The sequence below is a fragment of the Pseudooceanicola nanhaiensis DSM 18065 genome, from assembly GCF_000688295.1.
GTDB lineage: Bacteria > Pseudomonadota > Alphaproteobacteria > Rhodobacterales > Rhodobacteraceae > Pseudooceanicola > Pseudooceanicola nanhaiensis.
In genome coordinates, this window is record NZ_JHZF01000018.1 from 1 (window position 1) to 17825 (window position 17825).

Consider the following 17825-nt stretch of genomic DNA (forward strand, 5'->3'; position numbering starts at 1 on the left):
TAGGCTCAGGACCCATTGATTTCAGCCGAAGGGCATGATTCAGCGTTCGGAAAACGAGCGGTGACATGTCTGATCTTTTCTGGCTGAGCGACGCGCAGATGGCGCGGTTGGAGCCCTACTTCCCGAAGTCCCACGGCAAGCCGCGTGTCGACGACCGGCGCGTCCTGAGCGGGATTATATTCATAAACCGCAATGGCTTGCGCTGGAGGGATGCGCCGAAGGAGTATGGTCCTCACAAGACGCTTTATAACCGTTGGAAGCGCTGGAGCGACAAAGGCATCTTCGCGCTGATGCTGGCGGGGTTGGCAGCCGGGCATGGCGAGAAGAAGACAGTGATGATCGATGCGACCTACCTGAAGGCACATCGTACTGCGTCCAGTCTGGGCGTGAAAAAAGGGGGCGTGGTCGGCTGATCGGTCGCACGAAGGGTGGCATGAACACCAAGCTGCACGCCCTCTGCGATAGTAAAGGCCGCCCGATCAACTTCTTCGTCTCCGCGGGGCAGGTCAGCGATTACATCGGTGCGCGTGCGCTGCTCAGCAGCCTACCGAACGTCGATTGGCTGCTCGGGGATCGGGGCTACGACGCTGATTGGTTCCGAGAAGCCCTGCAAGACAAGGGGATCCGCGCCTGCATCCCAGGCCGGAGCCAACGCAAGACCCCGGTCAAATACGACAAGCGGCGTTACAAACGCCGCAACCGCATTGAGATCATGTTCGGCAGGCTCAAGGACTGGAGGCGTGTGGCAACCAGGTACGACAGATGCCCAAAGGCATTCTTCTCTGCCATCGCTCTCGCTGCAATCGTCATCTATTGGCTGTGAAACTCAATGAGTCCAGAGCCTAGAACCTGGGCTACTACCTCGCCGAATTTGTCGGCTCCAAAACGAAAACAGCGCATTCGCCAGAAACGGCGAGATACCAGCATTCTGAGCATCCAGCACCCACCTGGTCTGACCGAGGTCGCAAACCGCGGTGGTTCGTGAAGGCTTTGGTGGTCGGCAACATCTCAAGTGAGGCAGCAATACGTTGAGGGAATTAGCGACGCGATGGCCCCTTTTCTGACATCCGCGCGGCGCACTGCTGGTTATCAGTTTCTGTGCGTCTTACCTGACCAAGGCAGCGCCACAACTGGCCGCTTGCCCGCGCCTGCTGGCCATCGTGTCCACCGGAGCGAACCTCCCGAAACCCTCTATATTTGAAATGACTGGAGCGTACTGCTCGGAGAAAATCAGCAAGTGATGCCACGGCGTTTGACAGGATGGCCGGGCCGGGCAAACCTCACTTCATTGAGGGAATAGGTAGGGTTTGACCTGCCCCCCGCGAAATCCCTCACCGTGATGTAGAGTTTGCGCCAACTCTGAAGGAGCAGACACATGCGAAAGAGCCGTTTCACCGAGGCGCAGATAATCGGGATGATCAAGGAACAGGAGGCCGGTATGCCGACGGCTGAGGTGTGCCGCAGGCACGGGCTGAGCACCGCCACGTTCTACAAACTGAAGGCCAAGTATGGCGGTATGGAAGTGTCCGAGGCGGCCAGGCTGAAGGCCCTTGAGGACGAGAATGCCAAGCTCAAGCGGCTGCTGGCAGACACGATGCTGGACAACGTGGTGCTGAAAGACCTGCTGGGAAAGAACTGACGACATTGATCAAGCGGCGAGATGCGGCGCTCCGGGTGATGCGGGATCATGACATCTCGCAGCGCCGGGCCTGCAGGCTGGTTGGTGTCGATCCCAAGACTGTCCGGCGAGATCGCCCGCCGGACAGTGCCGATATCCGCAAGGAGATGCAGGAGATCGCCGGTAAGCGGCGCAGGTTCGGTTACCGCCGGATCGGCGTGCTGCTGGAGCGCAAGGGCATGGCCATGAACCACAAGAAGCTCTACAGGATCTATCGTGAAGAAGGGCTCTCCGTGAAGCGGCGGCGTGGCCGGAAACGCGCACGTGGGACGAGGACGCCGATGCCGGTCGCGGGACAACCCAATGCGCGCTGGTCCTTGGACTTCGTGTCCGACAGTTTCGGCGCCTCACGTAAGTTCCGGATCCTCGCCGTGATCGACGACTGCACGCGGGAATGCCTGTGCCTCATGGCGGACACCAGCCTCTCCGGCGCACGGGTCGCCCGGGAGCTCAGTGCCTTGCTCCGGGTCTACGGCAAGCCTGGCTGCATTGTCAGCGACAATGGCACCGAGTTCACCAGTCGGGCCATCCTGAAATGGGCCGACGAGAACGAGGTGCCGTGGCACTACATCGATCCGGGCAAGCCCCAGCAGAATGCGTTCATCGAAAGCTTCAACGGCAGCCTGCGCGACGAGCTGCTCAACGAGGAGCTTTTTGACAGCCTGGACGATGCGCGTCGGAAATCGGCCCTATGGCGTTACGACTACAACACGGTCAGGCCGCACTCTTCCCTGGGCAACCAGACGCCACAGCAAGCGCGCCGAGCGCTTGAGCAATTTGAGGGCTCCGCGCCCGGCGCGCTTGCACCAGACAGCGAAGTCGAATACCCAAATCCAACCTGCAGACTCTCGTTATGAATGAGGGACCGGCAGGGGGCAGGTCAGGTTGTATGTTAAACGAAAATGCATATCGGGACAGCGTCCGAGAGAGGGACCTGGACAACTTTCTGGTCGAAGAGCTTTCGTCCTCCGACGACTTTCGCGACTGGCTTCTGAACCGCATCACGGCTGATTTCCTGCCGCCGGAGACCGGAGATATTCGCGTGCGCAAGAGCCCTGTCCGCGCCAGCCTCGACGGTCGGCAAACCGATGTAGAGTTGGGCTGGTTCTCCCGCGGCGATCAGAAAGCCTGTGTGCTACTGGAGAGCAAGGTCGCCGACAACTTCCAAACCGGCCAAGCCGAGTCATATTTCGGCGAGGTCCAGGCGCAGCTACTCAAGCTGGGGCCTAAGAGGGCGGCCGCCGTGCTCGTGGCCCCGGCCGGCAAGATGCCAAGCTTACAGCACAACGGCGCGTTCGCGGCAGATGTCACGATCGAGGAGATCATCGCTTTCCTGGAAAGCCGGCTCGTGGATCTCGACGAAGGGGAGCTGTCTCGGCGGCTGTCAGTGAGGATCGAACTCCTGGAGGCACTGGCCGGGAAACGGGCGTCGGGTGGCTGGGTGGCGAGCACCGTGGCCGAGAAGAAGGACTTCGCGATCGCCTACGAGCAGTTGGCATCGGAAATCCTGCCCGATTTGAAGGTTCGGCCTTCGACTGATGGCCCCAAGGCGACCACACGCATCTTCGAAGCAATGCATATCTCGGCGCTTCCCAACATGAGGCTACGGCACGAATTTGGAAAACAAGAAGCCTGGAAGTACACTAACGTCCAGTTCCCGAAGAAGGCAAATCGAGTCGCGGTGTTGCGTTCAAGCGCGCTGCTGCGGGGGACCTCTTATCAAGTGGAAACCGCAGGGCAGAGCCTCTCCATTCGCGCCAGGACGCCCGGCGTGAACCCGATGCGCCCCTTCGAGGACGAACAAGACAAGGTCGAGGCGGGTCTCATCGCGACCCGGGACCTTTTGGCATGGATCCGGGACAATGCGGCCGAGATCGCGCGCCTTCTTGAGACCAACTGAGCCGTCACCACCGTCGCTTGGTCAGTCGTTTTCGCGCAAACGCACGACATAGGAGGGGACACGCACGATGGAGAGGTCACGATGGACGGCAATGCGATCAGGGAGCATCACGGTTCACACCGGGTCGCATACCGACGTTCTTAGGATCGGCATCGCCGATCTCTTTGTCGGTGATAGGCCAAGGGGCGCACCTGCGCCACGCCTGGGCCCTCGGGAAGTGAGGCCAAAGCCTCACCCGAAGGGATCGTATTCCGAGACGATCACGACCTCGTCTCCGTCGATTTCATCTGCGGGGACGGCGCCATAGGTTCCATCACCTGCCTGGAAGACGACGATCGAGACCATGAGCGTGGCGGCGAGGGAAGCGGCGAAAGCGTGAGCATCTTTGCGGGACATCTGTTTGGCTCCTGTCTTGGAGGCGGAGGACCATCCCCCGCGCGACAGGACCCCGCAGGCCTGAAGACTGGCTGACATCACCGGGTGCGTTCGGCTCGTCCGAATCCACCCGGCGGCACGGGCTCGCCCGTAGTCCGACCCCTCGCGGGTTGATCTCGAAGACGGGATTCGGGGCAAGGAAGGGAATGGCGAGCGGGGGATGGTGCGACCGCTGACTGGAGCCTGATGTTCCGCTGATGCTATCGCTGCCAGCCTCCCGGGCAGGCTCTTGGGTGAAGATCTCTTTCCGTGATGGATTGGATCCTATGGTGCCCCGCGATCTCACAGGACGGGGTCGTGATGGGTGAGAGGCCCGCGCTTGGGCGGACCTCTTGGATTTTACAGGCTCAGGCGGCGAGTTCTGCGTCCCCTGCCCTATCGCCGTCCTCGCTGCCGACAATCTCCAGCCGCGCGTTGCGATAGCCTTCTCTGGCGATCCAGAGCTCGGCAGCCGTGACAGACTCGGCCAGGTGGAGCAGCTCCGTGCAACCGCCGAAATCCAGCAGGACGCGCACCTGTCCGGGCTTCGGCACTTCTGCCATCTCGAAGGTCAACGCACTGTCAGCCGAATGCGTTCGCATGATGGTGACGAGGATGACCCCGTCTGAGGAGAAGTTCCCCTCGTGCAGCGTGAACGAAGCCGGTGCGATCCAGGTCGCATGGGGTCGCGGCGGCTCCTTCTTGACGAGACGGCCGACGCCGTTCGAGCGCTCCCAGGCCGCGAGTTTCTTCGTGAACCGCGCAGGCGGTTTCGGACTGTTGTCGGTGTAGCGAATGAGCGCGCCCAGGGGCGCGGTGTCGAGAATGGTGGTTGCAGACATGATTCCTCATCCTGAATGCGTCATTTTGCATTCAAAATATTGATATTGTTGATTTTTATGTGATTGAGGGCGGGGAAACCCGCCCTCGGATGGCGCGGATCACTCCGCAGCCATCATCGATGCATCATCATCCGCCAGGTCAGCGGTGAGGAAGGCGGGAAGGTCGACATCTTCGGCCTGCTCGGCGTCGGAAACGGGTTCAGACGCCCCCTGCCCTTCCGCACCGTTGAGTGCTACCAGGTCGTGACGGCGAAGAACCTCCGGCAACCAGCCGCTGCCTTTCAGCAGACGCTCGGCTTCGGTCGCCATCTCGCCCTTCTTCAGGTGATCGAGGAGTTGCGCCGTCCCGTCCCCTTTCGCCTCGCGCACGGCCTCGAGGATCCGGGCCTTTGGCACGCGGTTCAGGTAGGTATCGGCCGTCGGCTCCCAACCCGCCTCGACCATGTCGAGTTCGACCGCCTGCGCGACCAAGTCGGACTGGGTCATCCGCTTGGTCAAACCGCTGGCCGAGATACCAGCACCATAGGGGTTCACCTTCTCATGGAGCGCGTTGATCCCGAAGCTGAGGCAATGCGCGAGTAGCGACAGCCGGCTCCCTTGATCAAGGGAGGTTAGGTAGTCCCAGAGCGCGGAATCGTTGCCGAGCGGCAAGTCGGCCTCCCACTCCGCGTGGCGGTCGTCCACCAGCTCGGCCACCACGCTGTCCTTCAGATCGCTCGCCTGCGCGGACATGTAGACGTGACGCACCGAAGCCTCGAGGCAGCTGCCGGCCGAACTGGACGTCCGGAAGGTGTCATTGACGAGCTTCAGGAGCAGCAGCGTCAACGCGACGTCAGGTGAGCGCCCAACAGCTTCGCGCAGCGCCAGTGTCCGGTGCGCCGTCAGCTCCATGACCAGCCGCTCGGGCAAGGGCTTCAACGCACCATCATCCTCGTCTTCGGGCACAATGGCGGCAAGCGCCTGACCGGCAGAGGTGATCACCGTGCCGTGGCCGACACCATCCACATTGCACCCCGCTGAAAGCTCAACGCCCTGCCCGTCTGCCGCCTGTTCACCGCTGTGGACGTCGGCATCTTCCCGAGGCTCATCCTCGGGCCGCACGAAGCCCCGATAAACGGCAAGCTCGCCATAGCGGTCAAGCGTCACGAAAGCCCCTGCCCGTGCGATCTCCTCATCGTCGAAGATCAGCGGCCGGGCCTCGAGCTTCTCCATCGCGACTTCCAACTCGCCAAGTCGCGCGTCGATCTCTTCGGGGAATTCATCCTGATCCTCGTATTCCTCTTCGAGCGCCCGGTACTCGGCAAGCAGCTTGGCATGGGCCGCGCCTTCGTCATCCGTCATCGGCGCCGGGTCTCCGCTTAGCCGCCGCAAACCGTGGCTGTAGCCATAGGGCAGGTCGAGCGAGACCTCGATCCATTTCCAACCTTCGGTCGCAATCGCTTCGGCTTCAGCCTGTAGCTTTTCGCTGACCAGACGATCCAGCAAGGCAGGGTCTTCCAGCCAGCCGCCATCGTCGCCCTGGAAGAGGTCGTGCAACATGGTGCCGCCAGCAACCTCATAGGCCGCGACGCCAACAAAGACGGCACGACGATCGGAGGCTCGCACCGAAGTTTCGGTCAGCATGCGTCGGATCTGATAAGGCTCTTTGTTCCAGGATGACCGGATCGCCTCCCAAACCTGAACCTGGCGCTCATGATCCGGATTGACCGTGAAAGCCATCAGCTGCTCCAGCGTCATTTCATCCTCGGCATAAAGTTCGAGCAGGGCAGGGGCCACGGCGGCGAGTTTCAGGCGCTGTTTGACCACCTGCGGCGTGACGAAGAAAGCGGCCGCGATCTCTTCATCGCCCTGACCCTTCTCCCGCAACGCCACGAAGGCGCGGAACTGATCGAGCGGGTGCAAGGCAGCGCGCTGCATGTTCTCAGCGAGCGAATCGTCTTCGGCGAGGATCGTGGACTTGGCATCCCGTACGATGCAGGGAATGGGCGTCGTCTTGGCCAAGCGTTTCTGCTTCACGAGGAGTGACAGGGCCTGGAAGCGCCGACCGCCAGCGGGAATTTCAAACTTGCCGGTCTCGGACCCATCATCCGCCAGAACGGGCCGGACGCTCAGGCTCTGCAGCAACCCGCGTCGGGCGATGTCTTCGGCCAGTTCTTCAACCGAGATGCCGGCCTTGATGCGCCGGACGTTGGCCTGGCTCAGGACGAGCTTGTCGAAGGGAATGTCCCGGGAGGGGGACAGGGTGACTTTCTGGGCAGATTTCGCCATCAGATCTTCTCCACGACGGGCGCCGGAAGCCACTCTCCCGATCTCACTTCCCGTCACCCCTTTCACAGCCCATCTCTACCTCTCAACATGTCCACCGCGGTGGACGTCACGCAGTAGCTGCCCCAGAACGAGAAAGCCTCTCCAGCAACAGTGATGGATTGAAGTCAGTTTCTCTGCGACCGAGCGTGATGCTGTGGAAATACGCTCCAAAGTCTCGGATGCGGTTGCTCATCTGGAGAATTATGAAGATGGCGCATGATGCTTTTTGAGAGCCTATCTTCCTAGCAGCCTTTTCGAAGGTGCTTTCGTGGATTCCCATCATTGGAGCGAGTGTTCTGGCGTGGCTTTCGACATCGTGCCAGTTTCTAAGCGAGTTCGTCGCGAACGATGTAGCTTGGTCACAAACGGTTGTGAGCGTTTGCAGGGGAAGTGTTTCGCTATGGGTCCCGCTTTCTAAATCTTTTTGTTCTTTTTTAGACTTAGAATGGTGCCGGACAGTTCGCCCGTCATTGGCGGGCAGTTTCATTGGTTCTGGTGCGTCCACCGCGGTGGACATCTGTTTGCATTGGGCTTCCAGTTCGTCGAGCAAAGCACGATACTCCGCGATCGAGAGCTTCCTCCGAAGAACTCGGCGTACCTGATGAGTGAGTTCGTTCTCCGGGTCAGCTTCGTCGATCTGCGCAAGTTTGGTTAGGATTTGCTTTCGCAAAAACACGCGATCCCGACGAGCGTTTTCCATCGCTTGGGCTGCCGCAAGTAGTTCGCCGGCCCGCGCGAGCAACGGAGCCAGTGACAAGCCATAGCTAATGGATAGACCTTCGGACGACTTCACTCGGTATCTTTTGCGATTTGGGCTGTCGTGGCGCTTCATGAAACCGAGTTCAACAAAGCGATCGATGTGCCTACGGAGGGTTCGTTCATCGATCCCGCCAACTCTACGGCAGATCTCGTCGTTGGAAGCGAACACTGTGTCTCCGTGCCCAGGCTTGAGAAAGCTCAGCATCGCCTGGAGCGTTTGAACATGTCCTGGACGGAGACCGAACAGGCTGCGAGTGTCTCTGAGCGCGCGGAAGACTGCCCAGATGTCGGTTTCAGGTGTGGACGTGGCGGGGGTGCCCTTGCCGACGTCAAAGGTCTGAGCGGAAAGCTTTGTGAATGCCATGTTTGTTGAACGACGACCGTTGCGGCCCACAACTTCCCCGGCTCTTCTCGCTGTTTTTGGCGAGAAAAGACAACAAAAAGACGTCCACCGAATCGGTGACTCTTGACCGGTATGTCGGAGATTGCTACATCACAGGTGCTAATCAGATGATGAGGGCTCTCCGGGGGAAACCTTGGGGGGCTCTTTTCTTTTTGGTCTTCGCCTTTCTCCTCTGCTCGTGTTTTTGGTTATGACCGGGGATCAGCTCCCCGAGCCTCTCTCATTCTGCCATTGTTCGAAAAGCTGTCGCAGTGTGGTTTCCGCGCGCTCTTCGAGCCATTGGCCGAATTCCGGGTTGTCCTTGCGGGTGATCTTGATAGAGATCGACTTGCCATCGACTGAAAGTGTGCCGACAGGGCTACCACTATTGTCCTTTACCACTGTCGTTTGGCCACGTGCGCTTTGGTTGGCTGCACCACGCGCCTTGCTGGAGCAAGCGACGTAGACGGCTTGAAACTTGTCCGAGCTTGGAGTGCTGTCAGGCAGAGAGGCAAGTGTCTCACGCGCAATGTCGACAAGCGGAACCTTCTCCGAAAGTGCAGCAAGATCACCCCATTGGCGTCGACCTACGCCATGAGCCGGGCCGATAAGCCGGACAAGTTCGTCAGGTAGCTGCTCGATGACTACACGATGGTTCGACACACCTTGCCGGGTGAGGCCTAGGGCGTCCTGAATGACGCCAGGCTTGTAACCGGCCTCTTGCATCTCTTTGATAAAAAGAGATTTTTCAATGAAGGACGGATCCAGCCGCAGGTTGTTTTCCTGACCTTGCGCGATCAGAGAAGCATCATCATCGAGTGTTCGAACAATCGCTTTGACAGTTCCACCAACTCTTCGAATGGCTGCAAGTCTGCGACGCCCGTAGATGATGCGGTATCGATCCGGTTGGTCAGAGGGGCGAACCATGATCGGCACTTGCTGACCATGCTTGCGAATGCTTTCGGCGAGATCTTCAATGCTACTATCTTCCAGGATCAGGCGATCCCGGAGACCATCCATATCGATCCGGTCGGGCTCGATATCTCGGATTGAGTTGGCAGTGATTTCCCGGAGAGAATCCCGCAATCCGCCAACCGAGCCAGGTAGCTTCGAGGATTTGACCGGGGCAGGGGAGGGGGCTGACGAGTCTTTCTCGTCTTTCGGAGGTTGGTTGAAGATATTTCGGGCCATCAGCGACGCCCCCATGCCATTTGGATTGTCTGCTCCAGCTCATCGGCAACGCTGTTCACGCTGGTCAAAGCCCGATCAATGGTCTTTCGAATGAGCTGGCTCGGGTCTACCTCATAGATGGTTTGCTGAGTCATGCCGGCGTCAGAAATCGCCGTCGACTTCAGCATTGGCTCAGTCATGACTTGGCCCGCGAGGATTGAACGCAGGTAGCCGGCCATTTGCGTTTGTGGTCCGTCCGACGGCTCATAGCGTGTGATCAGGAACTTTACGAAGTCCCAAGTGACATGCCGTCCAATCGCCTCTTCGACGGCCTTGACGGTTTCCGAAGCAAGCTTGAGAAACTGGCTCATAGAAGCGATGTCGAGCATGCCGGGGACCACCGTCACGAGCAGGCCCGTGGATGCTGCCAATGCTGTCAATGTTAGGAAGCCTAACTGCGGAGGGCAATCGATCAGCACGATGTCGTAGTCGGAATCGACTTCCTCTAACGCCAGAGCAAGACGCTCCGCGAAAATCGGCTGAACCCTGCGCGCAAGGGCGTTCGCTGTCTCGGTTTCATACTCGGACAACATCAAGCCAGCCGGGACCATGTCGAGCTTGTGAAAGTATGTTTTCTGGATGACCTCCGAGAGCGGAACCTGATCATCGTATCTCAATGCGTCGTAGATCGTGCCGCCTTCGGCAAATTCGAGCTCAGGCCGGAAGCCGAAAAATGTCGTCAAACTGGCTTGTGGGTCGAGGTCAAGCACAAGCACGCGGTAGCCACGCAGGGCATACCTGTGTGCCAAATGGATCGTCGCTGTTGTCTTCGAGCTGCCGCCTTTGAAATTCACGACCGAAATGACCTGAAGACGGTCGCCGTCTCGGCGGCCAGGTCTGTACGCGTCAGCATTTTTGCCTGTCCGCGCCAAAATGTTGCGGAGGTCGTCAACTTCTTCGGCCGTGTAGAACCTATGACCGCGACCATCAGTGTGAACTTCTGGGAAGCTGCCGTCTTTATGGCGGTTGCGCAGGTTCGACGTACTAACGCGCAGCAACTCGGCGACCTCGGTCGAGCTGAAGCGGCGCAAGGACTTGCGTTCTTCTGGCTCGAACGCAACTTTCATCTGCCGGTCAAGCGACTCAGCAAGACTGTCTGCGAATGCTCCGATGTCGGAAGAGCCTATGCCTTGCGCGTAGCCCGTATTTCGATCATCCATGTTCTGCCGCCTCTCATGGCCTTTGCTAAGGCTCCTTGTCGTTCTGACGGTCGAAGCCGCGTCTGACGCGTTTTGCCGTCAGAATGGAAATGCCACGAACATCTGAGTCCGGCAAGAAGAATCTAGATGTAGTGGAAAAGTTATCCACAGCACCAATTCGGTCGCGCGGGGCTTGCGCTAGATAACGCATTGACTACCAACGATAAAGACCGTGTCTGGCGCAGCCGATACCCTTCGAGATATTTTCTGCTCGCGCGAACTAACCCCAAGGCTTTGTTGGATATTTGCGTAGTTTTCGTCCAACTGAGGCGATGATTCTGGAAGATTTGGGCCAAGCGAACAGAGTGGTTTACCGACCATTAGCGCCTACAAGAGGCCGAGGCGCTCTGCCCGCTCCAGTAGCATTCTGACTGAGGAAGGCTGCCAGCTGGTGCGACCGCGAGGGGTGCGCTCACGCATGGATTCCAGTCGGTCGCAGATTGCCTGCAAGGTGATCTCGGGGTCAGCACCTTTGATTGCTGCGACGATGGCCGGCAGGCGGTCATCGGTTTCCCGGCGTCCGGCGCGGCCAAGCACTGCATCTGGTAGAAACCCGTCGCGGACATAGGCTTTCACAGCACGGAGTAGGCGGCTTTGGGTCCAGTGCCGGTCGTGGGGCAGGGGGCCATTAATGATTCGTAAAACATCTTCCCAGGCCATATCCGGCCGTAGGCGTCGCACGTGGGGCACCCAATCCTGCGCGGTTTCGTTCAGGCGCTCCATGTAGCCGTCCTGTCGTGCCAGCCGCACCTTGCGCAGCGCGGCGGGGTCTTTGGTGCGAAGCCCAGGATTGCCACCAACGCGGCCCTTGGCGCGCGCAGAGGCAAGCCCGGCCTTTGTGCGCTCACGTATCAGCGCGCGCTCGAACTCAGCCGCGGCGCCCAGAACCTGCAATGTGAATTTTCCTTGAGGAGAGGCGGTGTCGATTGGATCCTGCAGCGAGCGGAAGAAAGCTCCCTTGGCCTCCAGCCGCTCGATCACCTCCAGCAGGTGCGAGAGCGATCGCGCAAGGCGGTCGATGCGCACGACGACCAGCGTGTCGCCTTTACCGATCCGGTCCAGCACGCGGGCCAGCACCGGACGAGCGCGGTTACCGCCCGAGGCCTGCTCCTCGTGGATCTCGGCGCAGCCCGCCGATTTCAGGGCCTGCGACTGGGGCAGGGGGGTCTGATCCTCGGTCGAGACGCGCGCGTAGCCGATCAGGGGCATCAAAGCCAGCCGTTTGCAGTTTTACATACCGCCACTAAACGACCCTTTATAGACCGCGACTACAGCCCAGCTGCTTTGGTCAGGTTCACCCGGAACCGGTCGCGACGGCGCTGATAGCGGCGGGTCATCTCGGCCGAAGCGTGTCCGAGCTGCTTCTGGACATAGCGCTCGTCCACTTCTGCCGAACTGGCAAGCCCGGCGCGCAACGAGTGACCAGAGAACAGCGCCAGACGTTCATTTTCGGGTAGCTTAGATCGGATACCGGCATCCAGGACCGTGCGCTTGATCAGACGGGCCACATGTTTGTCGTTGAGCCGCGTTTCGGATGCCCGTTTGCCATCGCGCGATGTGCCGACAAAGACCGGACCGAAGTCGATCTTTGCGAAGTGCAGCCACTGCTCGAGGGCACGTACTGGGCAGGTCTGTTCCTTCGAGCCGCGGCCGATTTCGACCTCGCGCCAGCCGGTCTTGGCGTTGAGGGTCAGGAGGGCGCCCTGGTCGAAGATCTCGATCCAGCCGTCGGAATCTGGTGTGTCGTCCTTGTGCACATCAAGACTGACGATTTCCGAGCGGCGCAGGCCCCCGGCATATCCCAGCAGCAGGATCGCCCGATCCCGCAGCCCACGCAGGTCGAAAGGAAGGGTGGCGACCATCGCGAGGATGTCCTCTGCCAGGATCGCCTCCTTTTGCACCGGCGGTCGCGCGTGTTTGCGCTTGATCCCGGCCAGCACTGTGGCGATGTGGCGGTTCTTGCGATCGAGGGTGAACCCCCGCTGCGCGTAGTTCCAAGCGAGGCCTGAGAGGCGGCGGTCGATTGTGCTGACCGATAGGGCAGGGGAGGGGCCCGAGCCGGACGCCATGTCCGCGAGATAGAGCCCGATCATTTCTGGGGAGGGCGGCAGTGGTTCCGTACCCTTCATCCGGCACCAGCGCGTGAAATGCGCCCAGTCCTTGGCATAGGCTTTCAGCGTGTTCTCCGAGGCCGCAGCGCGCGCGTAGTCGCGGGCGGTTTCCACAAGGCGGTCAAGTGCGCCGGAGCCGGCCACAGAGGAAGGGAGGCTCAAGGCCTCTCCGTCCGGGCGATCTCTCTCGTTGTCCTCGTTGATTGAAGGCGTGATTGGCGCCTCAGAGCTCGATTTCTCGTGGTTTTTTGACATGCCGCTGAGCATATCTTTTAATGTCCGATAATGCAAACTTATCGGACGGGGGAACAGTGGATGGAGCTATGCGACCTGGCGAAAAGGTGGCTACAGTACCACTGGAAATCCTGGCTTGGCCTATACCTTCGCTACCCGCGAGGCCGCTCTGGCCTTCGCAACGAGCTTTCCCTTCGGTGGGAAACGTTCTGCAAAGCGCCTTACTGTTTTGAGCAATCCGACATCTCAAGGAGACCGCTACTGGCGCCGGTGAGCAACTAAGTCGCGTTTGAACCAGTGTTACACTGACCACGGCAACAGTGGAATATTGTTATTTTTTATGAACGATCGTTTTTACGCGAGCTGAGGAAGGCAACTGCACATGCCAAGTGAGTTTTTAAGTACGTATGCGATTTCTACCGCCCTTTTCGAGCCCGCAAAGAGAACAGCCGGGCATGTGAAACTGGTAGGTCCCTCGGCGACCGTGCACGCCTACAAGCCCGCTGCACAAGCAAACAAACAATCACCAGTACAGCTTTTCGTGCGCGGGGGAGATCGACACTATGAAATTCACACGCATTGAAGTTTTCAATTTTCGCAAATTACGGCGCGCCCGTCTGGATATGTCGGACAAACAAACTCTGCTCGTCGGGGCCAACAACAGCGGCAAGACATCGGCCATGAAGGCGCTGCGCAAATTTCTCAAGGATCGGGGCGGTATCGACACGCGTGATGTGACAGCCTCAAACTGGGCCGCTATCGAAAAGATCGCGGGTACTTGGACACCGGAGGCCGAGGCGGATCTCAGCCCGCTCCAAGACCAGCTTCCGTTCATCGACGTCTGGCTCCACGCAGACAACTCAGAACTTCACCATGTCGCGCATCTGATCCCCACCCTCACCTGGACAGGTGGCCTGCTCGGGGTACGCCTGCGACTTGAGCCAAAGAACGGGTCGGACATCAAGGCGCAGTACCTGGCTGCACGAGAGGCCGCTCAAACGCTGCAACCCGGCGGCGCAACGGCCAAAGGGTTCGCGCTTTGGCCGCGCGATTTTCGGGAGTTTCTGGACAAACGACTGCGGGACCTATTCGAACTCAACGCCTATCTTTTGGATCCCATGAGCTTCACTACAACAGGGCCGGTGGAGCCGCATCCCCTGCCGCCCTTGTCGGAGGGGATAGGTTCAAACCCCTTTGCTGGACTCATCCACATTCGTGAGATCAACGCTCAACGCGGTTTCGCAGACGCAGGGGACAGTAATGGCGACGACGATGAAGCGATGAGCGCGACTAGCCGCAAGATTGCCAGCCAGATACAGCCCTATTTCCGTAAACATATCGACCCCGAAAAGGACCCCACGCCGAACGATGTCAAAGCGCTCGAGGCAATCCATGATGCCGAAACCACCTTTAATGCCCGGCTCAAGGATGGGTTCGCTGATGCTATCAAGGAACTGGAAAGTCTCGGCTACCCCGGCGGGCTGAACAATCCGAAACTCTTCATAGCCACTCAGATCAAACCCGTTGACGGGCTCGATCACCCGGCTGCGGTGCAATACGATATCTCGGGCGACACATCCGGGGTGAAACTGCCAGAAGGCTACAACGGCCTGGGTTTCCAGAACCTGATCTCCATGGTGTTTCAGCTCATGCGTTTCCGTGATGACTGGATGCAGGTAGGAAAGTTCAAGTCAAAGGCGGTGACCCCAGACGACAAGGGTATCGAACCCCTGCAACTGGTGCTGATCGAGGAACCGGAGGCACACCTGCATGTTCAGGTACAGCAGGTGTTTATGGCTAGGGCACACAAGGTGCTGCGCAACCATAACGATCTGGAGCAGGAGGGCTCGGCCTTTACCACTCAGCTGGTCGTGAGCACCCATTCGGGCCATATCGCACACGCCGCCGCGTTTGAGGAGCTGCGTTACTTCAAGCGCGAGCTACCAAGTCACGGAGTTGTGCCCACGGCCAGTGTGGCGAATATGACTGGGCTCTTTGGTGCGGACAATGAAACCCATCGCTTCGTGACGCGCTATCTGCTGACTACACATTTTGATCTATTCTTCGCCGACGCCATCATCGTGATTGAGGGTGCTGCGGAGCGGATTCTGCTGCCGCATCTGATCCAGCATCACTATCCTGATTTGGCTGCGGCCTATCTGTCCTTTTTGGAACTGGGGGGCAGTCACGCGCACAGGCTGCGGCCTCTGGTCGAGGCGCTGGAAGTGCCGACGCTGATCATCACCGATCTCGACGCGGTGGCAGAGGTCAACAAAGGCGGGAAGGTCGTCAAAGAATCGGTCCAGCCTTGCTGCGGGGGCGCTCAAACCACCGCCAACCACGTACTAAAAACCTGGCTCCCCAAGCTGGCAGAGATCGATGCGTTGTTAGCCTCGCCTCCCAAGGCCCTGTGTCACACGGCCCCTGACCGCCCCATCGCCGTCAGCTATCAAACCCCGCAAAACGTGACACTTGGCTCGGTGTCCACGAACGTCACGCCCAGTACTTTCGAGGATGCTCTTGTCCTGACCAACCCCAAAGCCGTGACGGACGCCGCAGCGACAGAGTTCTCCTGCGTTATGACCCGTGCCTTTGCCAAATCCATCGCTGAGGCTCAGGCCCCTGAAGACCTCGCCAAGGCACTCTTTGAAAGGTTGGCAAAAAGACCGGAAAAGGCCGCCTTCGCACTGGATCTACTGTACATCAAAGACATCAAAGCGTTGCGCGCGCCGCCATATATCGACACCGGCCTTAACTGGCTCGCGGGCCAGCTAAAGGGCGTGGAGGGCGCGGCATGACAGATATGACCGACGCTACCCGCGACGCGGGCGCTGACGCGACGATTCGCGAGTGCCTGTCCCTCGATCAACCGCGCAGCTTCTTTCTCTTTGCCGGGGCGGGGTCGGGCAAGACGCGATCTCTCAAGGAGGCACTTGAGGGATTGGACACACAGACCCTGACCACGTTGCGCAAACACAGCCGCAAGATTGCCGTCATCACCTATACTAACGCCGCCGCAGATGAGATCACACGCCGCGTCAAGGCCGATCCGGTGTTTCAGGTGCAGACCATCCACAGTTTCGCCTGGTCGCTCATCGAGGGACGCACGGCTGATATTCGGGGCTGGTTAGAGAGCAACCTGCGGACAGAAATTGCCGAGATCCAGGCAGCCCATGCGAAGGGCCGTGCGGGCACCGACGCCCATGACAAACGCGAGAAGAAGATGGCCTCCAAGACGAAGCGTCTGGAGCGCCTGGCTGAAATTCGCGCCTTCACCTATGCGCCCGAGGGGGACAATTTCGGCCGCGATGCGCTGCAACATACCGAAGTCATTGCGCTCGCCGCGCATTTCCTGACTGAAAGCGAGACGTTTCAGAACATCGTTCTGGCGCGCTACCCGTTCATCCTAATCGATGAGAGTCAGGACACGATGAAACCGCTGATGGAGGCGCTATTGACCTTCGAGGCGCACCATCGCGGCCGCATCGCCCTAGGGCTGCTCGGGGACACGATGCAGCGTATTTATACCGATGGTTTGCGCGATCTTGACCAGCGAGTGGGGGATTTTTCGCAACCGGCCAAACAGATGAACCACCGCAGCCGCAAGCGGATCGTGGACCTGGCGAATTCGATCCGGCGCGACGATGATGGCCGCCAGCAGCGGGCGCGCGAAGACAAACCGGGTGGCACCGTGCGTGTCTTTCTTGCGCCAAGCGACGGCACAGATCGCGCAGTCTTCGAGGCCTCCGCCCGTGCAGAAATGGCCCGCATCACCGGAGATTCCGCGTGGCAGAACGCGGAGGCGATCAAGACCCTCACGATCGAGCGTCACATGGCCGCCGCACGGCTTGGTTTCAGTGAGTTGTTTGAGCCCCTGAGCAAACCCGACAAGCTCAAGGACGGGTTTCGCGATGGCACCCTACCTGCGATGCGGCTGTTCACCCACCGGGTCTTGCCTTTGGTGACGGCACAAAGGAATGGGGATGCCTTTGCCGCGATGGCAGTGCTGCGCGACGGCTCACCGCTGGTCGATAAGAGAGGTATCCAGACGGGGCGCGGGGGCCAGGCTACTGGCCTCGACGCGGCACGGGCGGGCGTTGCAGCGTTGATGACGCTATTTAAAGACGAACCGGATCCGAGTTGTGTCGACGTGTTGGCAGTCGTGGCCGAGCACCGGTTGTTCCCGATCCCTGACCAGCTTCGGCCCTGTTTGCCTGACGACAATCCTGCGGCCCAAGACATGGCCGATATCTTTGCCGAGCTTGATCCCTTGTTTGACGAGCTCGACATGACCACACCCGAGGTCTCACCACCTACTGAACCCACCATCACCGAGGCCTGGACGCAGGCGCTTGATGCCCCGTTTTCCCAGGTGGCGCGCTACCTCGCCTATGTCGAAGATCGCAGCCCCTATGGCACCCACCAAGGGGTCAAGGGGCTCGAATTTCCACGGGTCATGGTGATCGCTGATGACGCCCGCACACGCTTCAAGGGCCTTGCCTCCTACGAGACGCTGTTTGACGTAAAGCGCCTGTCCCCAGCCTCTCAGAAAAAGGCGGATCAGGGCGAAGAAACCACGATCGAGCGCACCCGCCGTTTGCTCTACGTTACCTGCACGCGGGCCGAAGAGAGCCTCGCGCTTGTGCTCTATTCCGAGGCCCCCGACGCGGTTCGCAGGTTTCTGATCTCCAACGGATGGATGGCCGCGGATGAGGTTATGATAGCTGCGGCCGACGGCACCTATCAAGAAGCTGCACTGCAGCGCTGAG

At 59.6% G+C, this 17825-nt stretch carries 14 protein-coding genes; 6 read left to right on the forward strand and 8 right to left on the reverse strand.

What is annotated here, in order from left to right; all coding sequences use genetic code 11:
• Positions 1 to 65: 65 nt before the first annotated feature.
• The 4 genes from Q344_RS25730 to Q344_RS0120855 all read left to right on the forward strand — a co-directional run bounded on the left by Q344_RS25730 (position 66) and on the right by Q344_RS0120855 (position 3578).
• A protein-coding gene (locus Q344_RS25730; RefSeq protein ID WP_156954595.1) for an IS5 family transposase occupies positions 66 to 823 on the forward strand; the annotation gives its coding sequence in 2 pieces (ribosomal slippage) (positions 66 to 402 and positions 402 to 823; 759 coding nt in all).
• 26 nt (positions 824 to 849) lie between these two features.
• The gene (locus tag Q344_RS26805; RefSeq protein ID WP_084178538.1) at positions 850 to 1032 is read left to right on the forward strand and encodes an H-NS family nucleoid-associated regulatory protein; all 183 of its coding nucleotides are present in this window, start codon (positions 850 to 852) and stop codon (positions 1030 to 1032) included.
• A gap of 343 nt (positions 1033 to 1375) precedes the next feature.
• A protein-coding gene (locus Q344_RS0120850) for an IS3 family transposase (RefSeq protein WP_229669245.1) occupies positions 1376 to 2535 on the forward strand; the annotation gives its coding sequence in 2 pieces (ribosomal slippage) (positions 1376 to 1625 and positions 1625 to 2535; 1161 coding nt in all).
• 32 nt (positions 2536 to 2567) lie between these two features.
• Positions 2568 to 3578 carry a hypothetical protein gene (locus Q344_RS0120855; protein ID WP_028288487.1) on the forward strand — a complete coding sequence of 337 codons (1011 nt, stop codon included), beginning with the start codon at positions 2568 to 2570 and terminating at the stop codon, positions 3576 to 3578.
• Between the two features lie 231 nt (positions 3579 to 3809).
• Here the strand turns inward: Q344_RS0120855 and Q344_RS26430 are convergent, their stop codons facing one another.
• From Q344_RS26430 to Q344_RS0120895, 8 genes are all read right to left on the reverse strand, one after another.
• The gene (locus Q344_RS26430) at positions 3810 to 3974 is read right to left on the reverse strand and encodes a hypothetical protein (protein ID WP_009574204.1); all 165 of its coding nucleotides are present in this window, start codon (positions 3972 to 3974) and stop codon (positions 3810 to 3812) included.
• Between the two features lie 386 nt (positions 3975 to 4360).
• Positions 4361 to 4834 carry a hypothetical protein gene (locus Q344_RS0120865; RefSeq protein WP_028288488.1) on the reverse strand — a complete coding sequence of 158 codons (474 nt, stop codon included), beginning with the start codon at positions 4832 to 4834 and terminating at the stop codon, positions 4361 to 4363.
• A gap of 99 nt (positions 4835 to 4933) precedes the next feature.
• Positions 4934 to 7102, reverse strand: a complete 2169-nt coding sequence (locus Q344_RS0120870; RefSeq protein ID WP_028288489.1) for a ParB/RepB/Spo0J family partition protein — start codon at positions 7100 to 7102, stop codon at positions 4934 to 4936.
• Between the two features lie 106 nt (positions 7103 to 7208).
• Complete coding sequence (repC, locus tag Q344_RS25740; RefSeq protein WP_084178531.1) at positions 7209 to 8264, reverse strand: plasmid replication protein RepC; 1056 nt, start codon at positions 8262 to 8264, stop codon at positions 7209 to 7211.
• A 240-nt stretch (positions 8265 to 8504) separates the two neighbouring features.
• Positions 8505 to 9473 (reverse strand): plasmid partitioning protein RepB, encoded by a 969-nt coding sequence (gene repB / locus Q344_RS25745; protein ID WP_244881796.1) that lies wholly within the window; start codon positions 9471 to 9473, stop codon positions 8505 to 8507.
• Positions 9473 to 10672, reverse strand: coding sequence for a plasmid partitioning protein RepA (gene repA / locus Q344_RS0120885; protein WP_028288490.1), 1200 nt, complete (start codon positions 10670 to 10672; stop codon positions 9473 to 9475). The genes repB and repA overlap by 1 nt, the downstream gene beginning before the upstream one ends.
• Before the next feature lie 366 nt (positions 10673 to 11038).
• Positions 11039 to 11920, reverse strand: coding sequence for a recombinase family protein (locus tag Q344_RS0120890; protein WP_028288491.1), 882 nt, complete (start codon positions 11918 to 11920; stop codon positions 11039 to 11041).
• Positions 11921 to 11979: 59 nt separating this feature from the next.
• Complete coding sequence (locus tag Q344_RS0120895) at positions 11980 to 13089, reverse strand: tyrosine-type recombinase/integrase (protein WP_028288492.1); 1110 nt, start codon at positions 13087 to 13089, stop codon at positions 11980 to 11982.
• Positions 13090 to 13619: 530 nt separating this feature from the next.
• Here Q344_RS0120895 and Q344_RS0120900 point away from each other — a divergent pair.
• The gene (locus tag Q344_RS0120900) at positions 13620 to 15854 is read left to right on the forward strand and encodes an AAA family ATPase (RefSeq protein ID WP_028288493.1); all 2235 of its coding nucleotides are present in this window, start codon (positions 13620 to 13622) and stop codon (positions 15852 to 15854) included.
• Positions 15851 to 17824: a UvrD-helicase domain-containing protein gene (locus Q344_RS0120905; RefSeq protein WP_028288494.1), complete on the forward strand. Its 1974-nt coding sequence runs from the start codon at positions 15851 to 15853 to the stop codon at positions 17822 to 17824. Before Q344_RS0120900 ends, Q344_RS0120905 begins: the two co-directional genes overlap by 4 nt.
• The last annotated feature ends 1 nt before the right edge of the window (position 17825 follow it).

Coding starts and splice junctions, on each gene's coding strand:
- Q344_RS0120870 (WP_028288489.1), bottom strand. CDS start 7,102: ATGGCGAAATCTGCCCAGAAAGTCACCCTGTCCCCCTCCCGGGACATT.
- Q344_RS0120905 (WP_028288494.1), top strand. CDS start 15,851: ATGACAGATATGACCGACGCTACCCGCGACGCGGGCGCTGACGCGACG.
- Q344_RS0120895 (WP_028288492.1), bottom strand. CDS start 13,089: ATGCTCAGCGGCATGTCAAAAAACCACGAGAAATCGAGCTCTGAGGCG.
- Q344_RS0120855 (WP_028288487.1), top strand. CDS start 2,568: ATGTTAAACGAAAATGCATATCGGGACAGCGTCCGAGAGAGGGACCTG.
- repA (WP_028288490.1), bottom strand. CDS start 10,672: ATGGATGATCGAAATACGGGCTACGCGCAAGGCATAGGCTCTTCCGAC.
- Q344_RS0120900 (WP_028288493.1), top strand. CDS start 13,620: ATGAAATTCACACGCATTGAAGTTTTCAATTTTCGCAAATTACGGCGC.
- Q344_RS0120865 (WP_028288488.1), bottom strand. CDS start 4,834: ATGTCTGCAACCACCATTCTCGACACCGCGCCCCTGGGCGCGCTCATT.
- repC (WP_084178531.1), bottom strand. CDS start 8,264: ATGGCATTCACAAAGCTTTCCGCTCAGACCTTTGACGTCGGCAAGGGC.
- Q344_RS0120890 (WP_028288491.1), bottom strand. CDS start 11,920: ATGCCCCTGATCGGCTACGCGCGCGTCTCGACCGAGGATCAGACCCCC.
- Q344_RS26430 (WP_009574204.1), bottom strand. CDS start 3,974: ATGTCCCGCAAAGATGCTCACGCTTTCGCCGCTTCCCTCGCCGCCACG.
- repB (WP_244881796.1), bottom strand. CDS start 9,473: ATGGCCCGAAATATCTTCAACCAACCTCCGAAAGACGAGAAAGACTCG.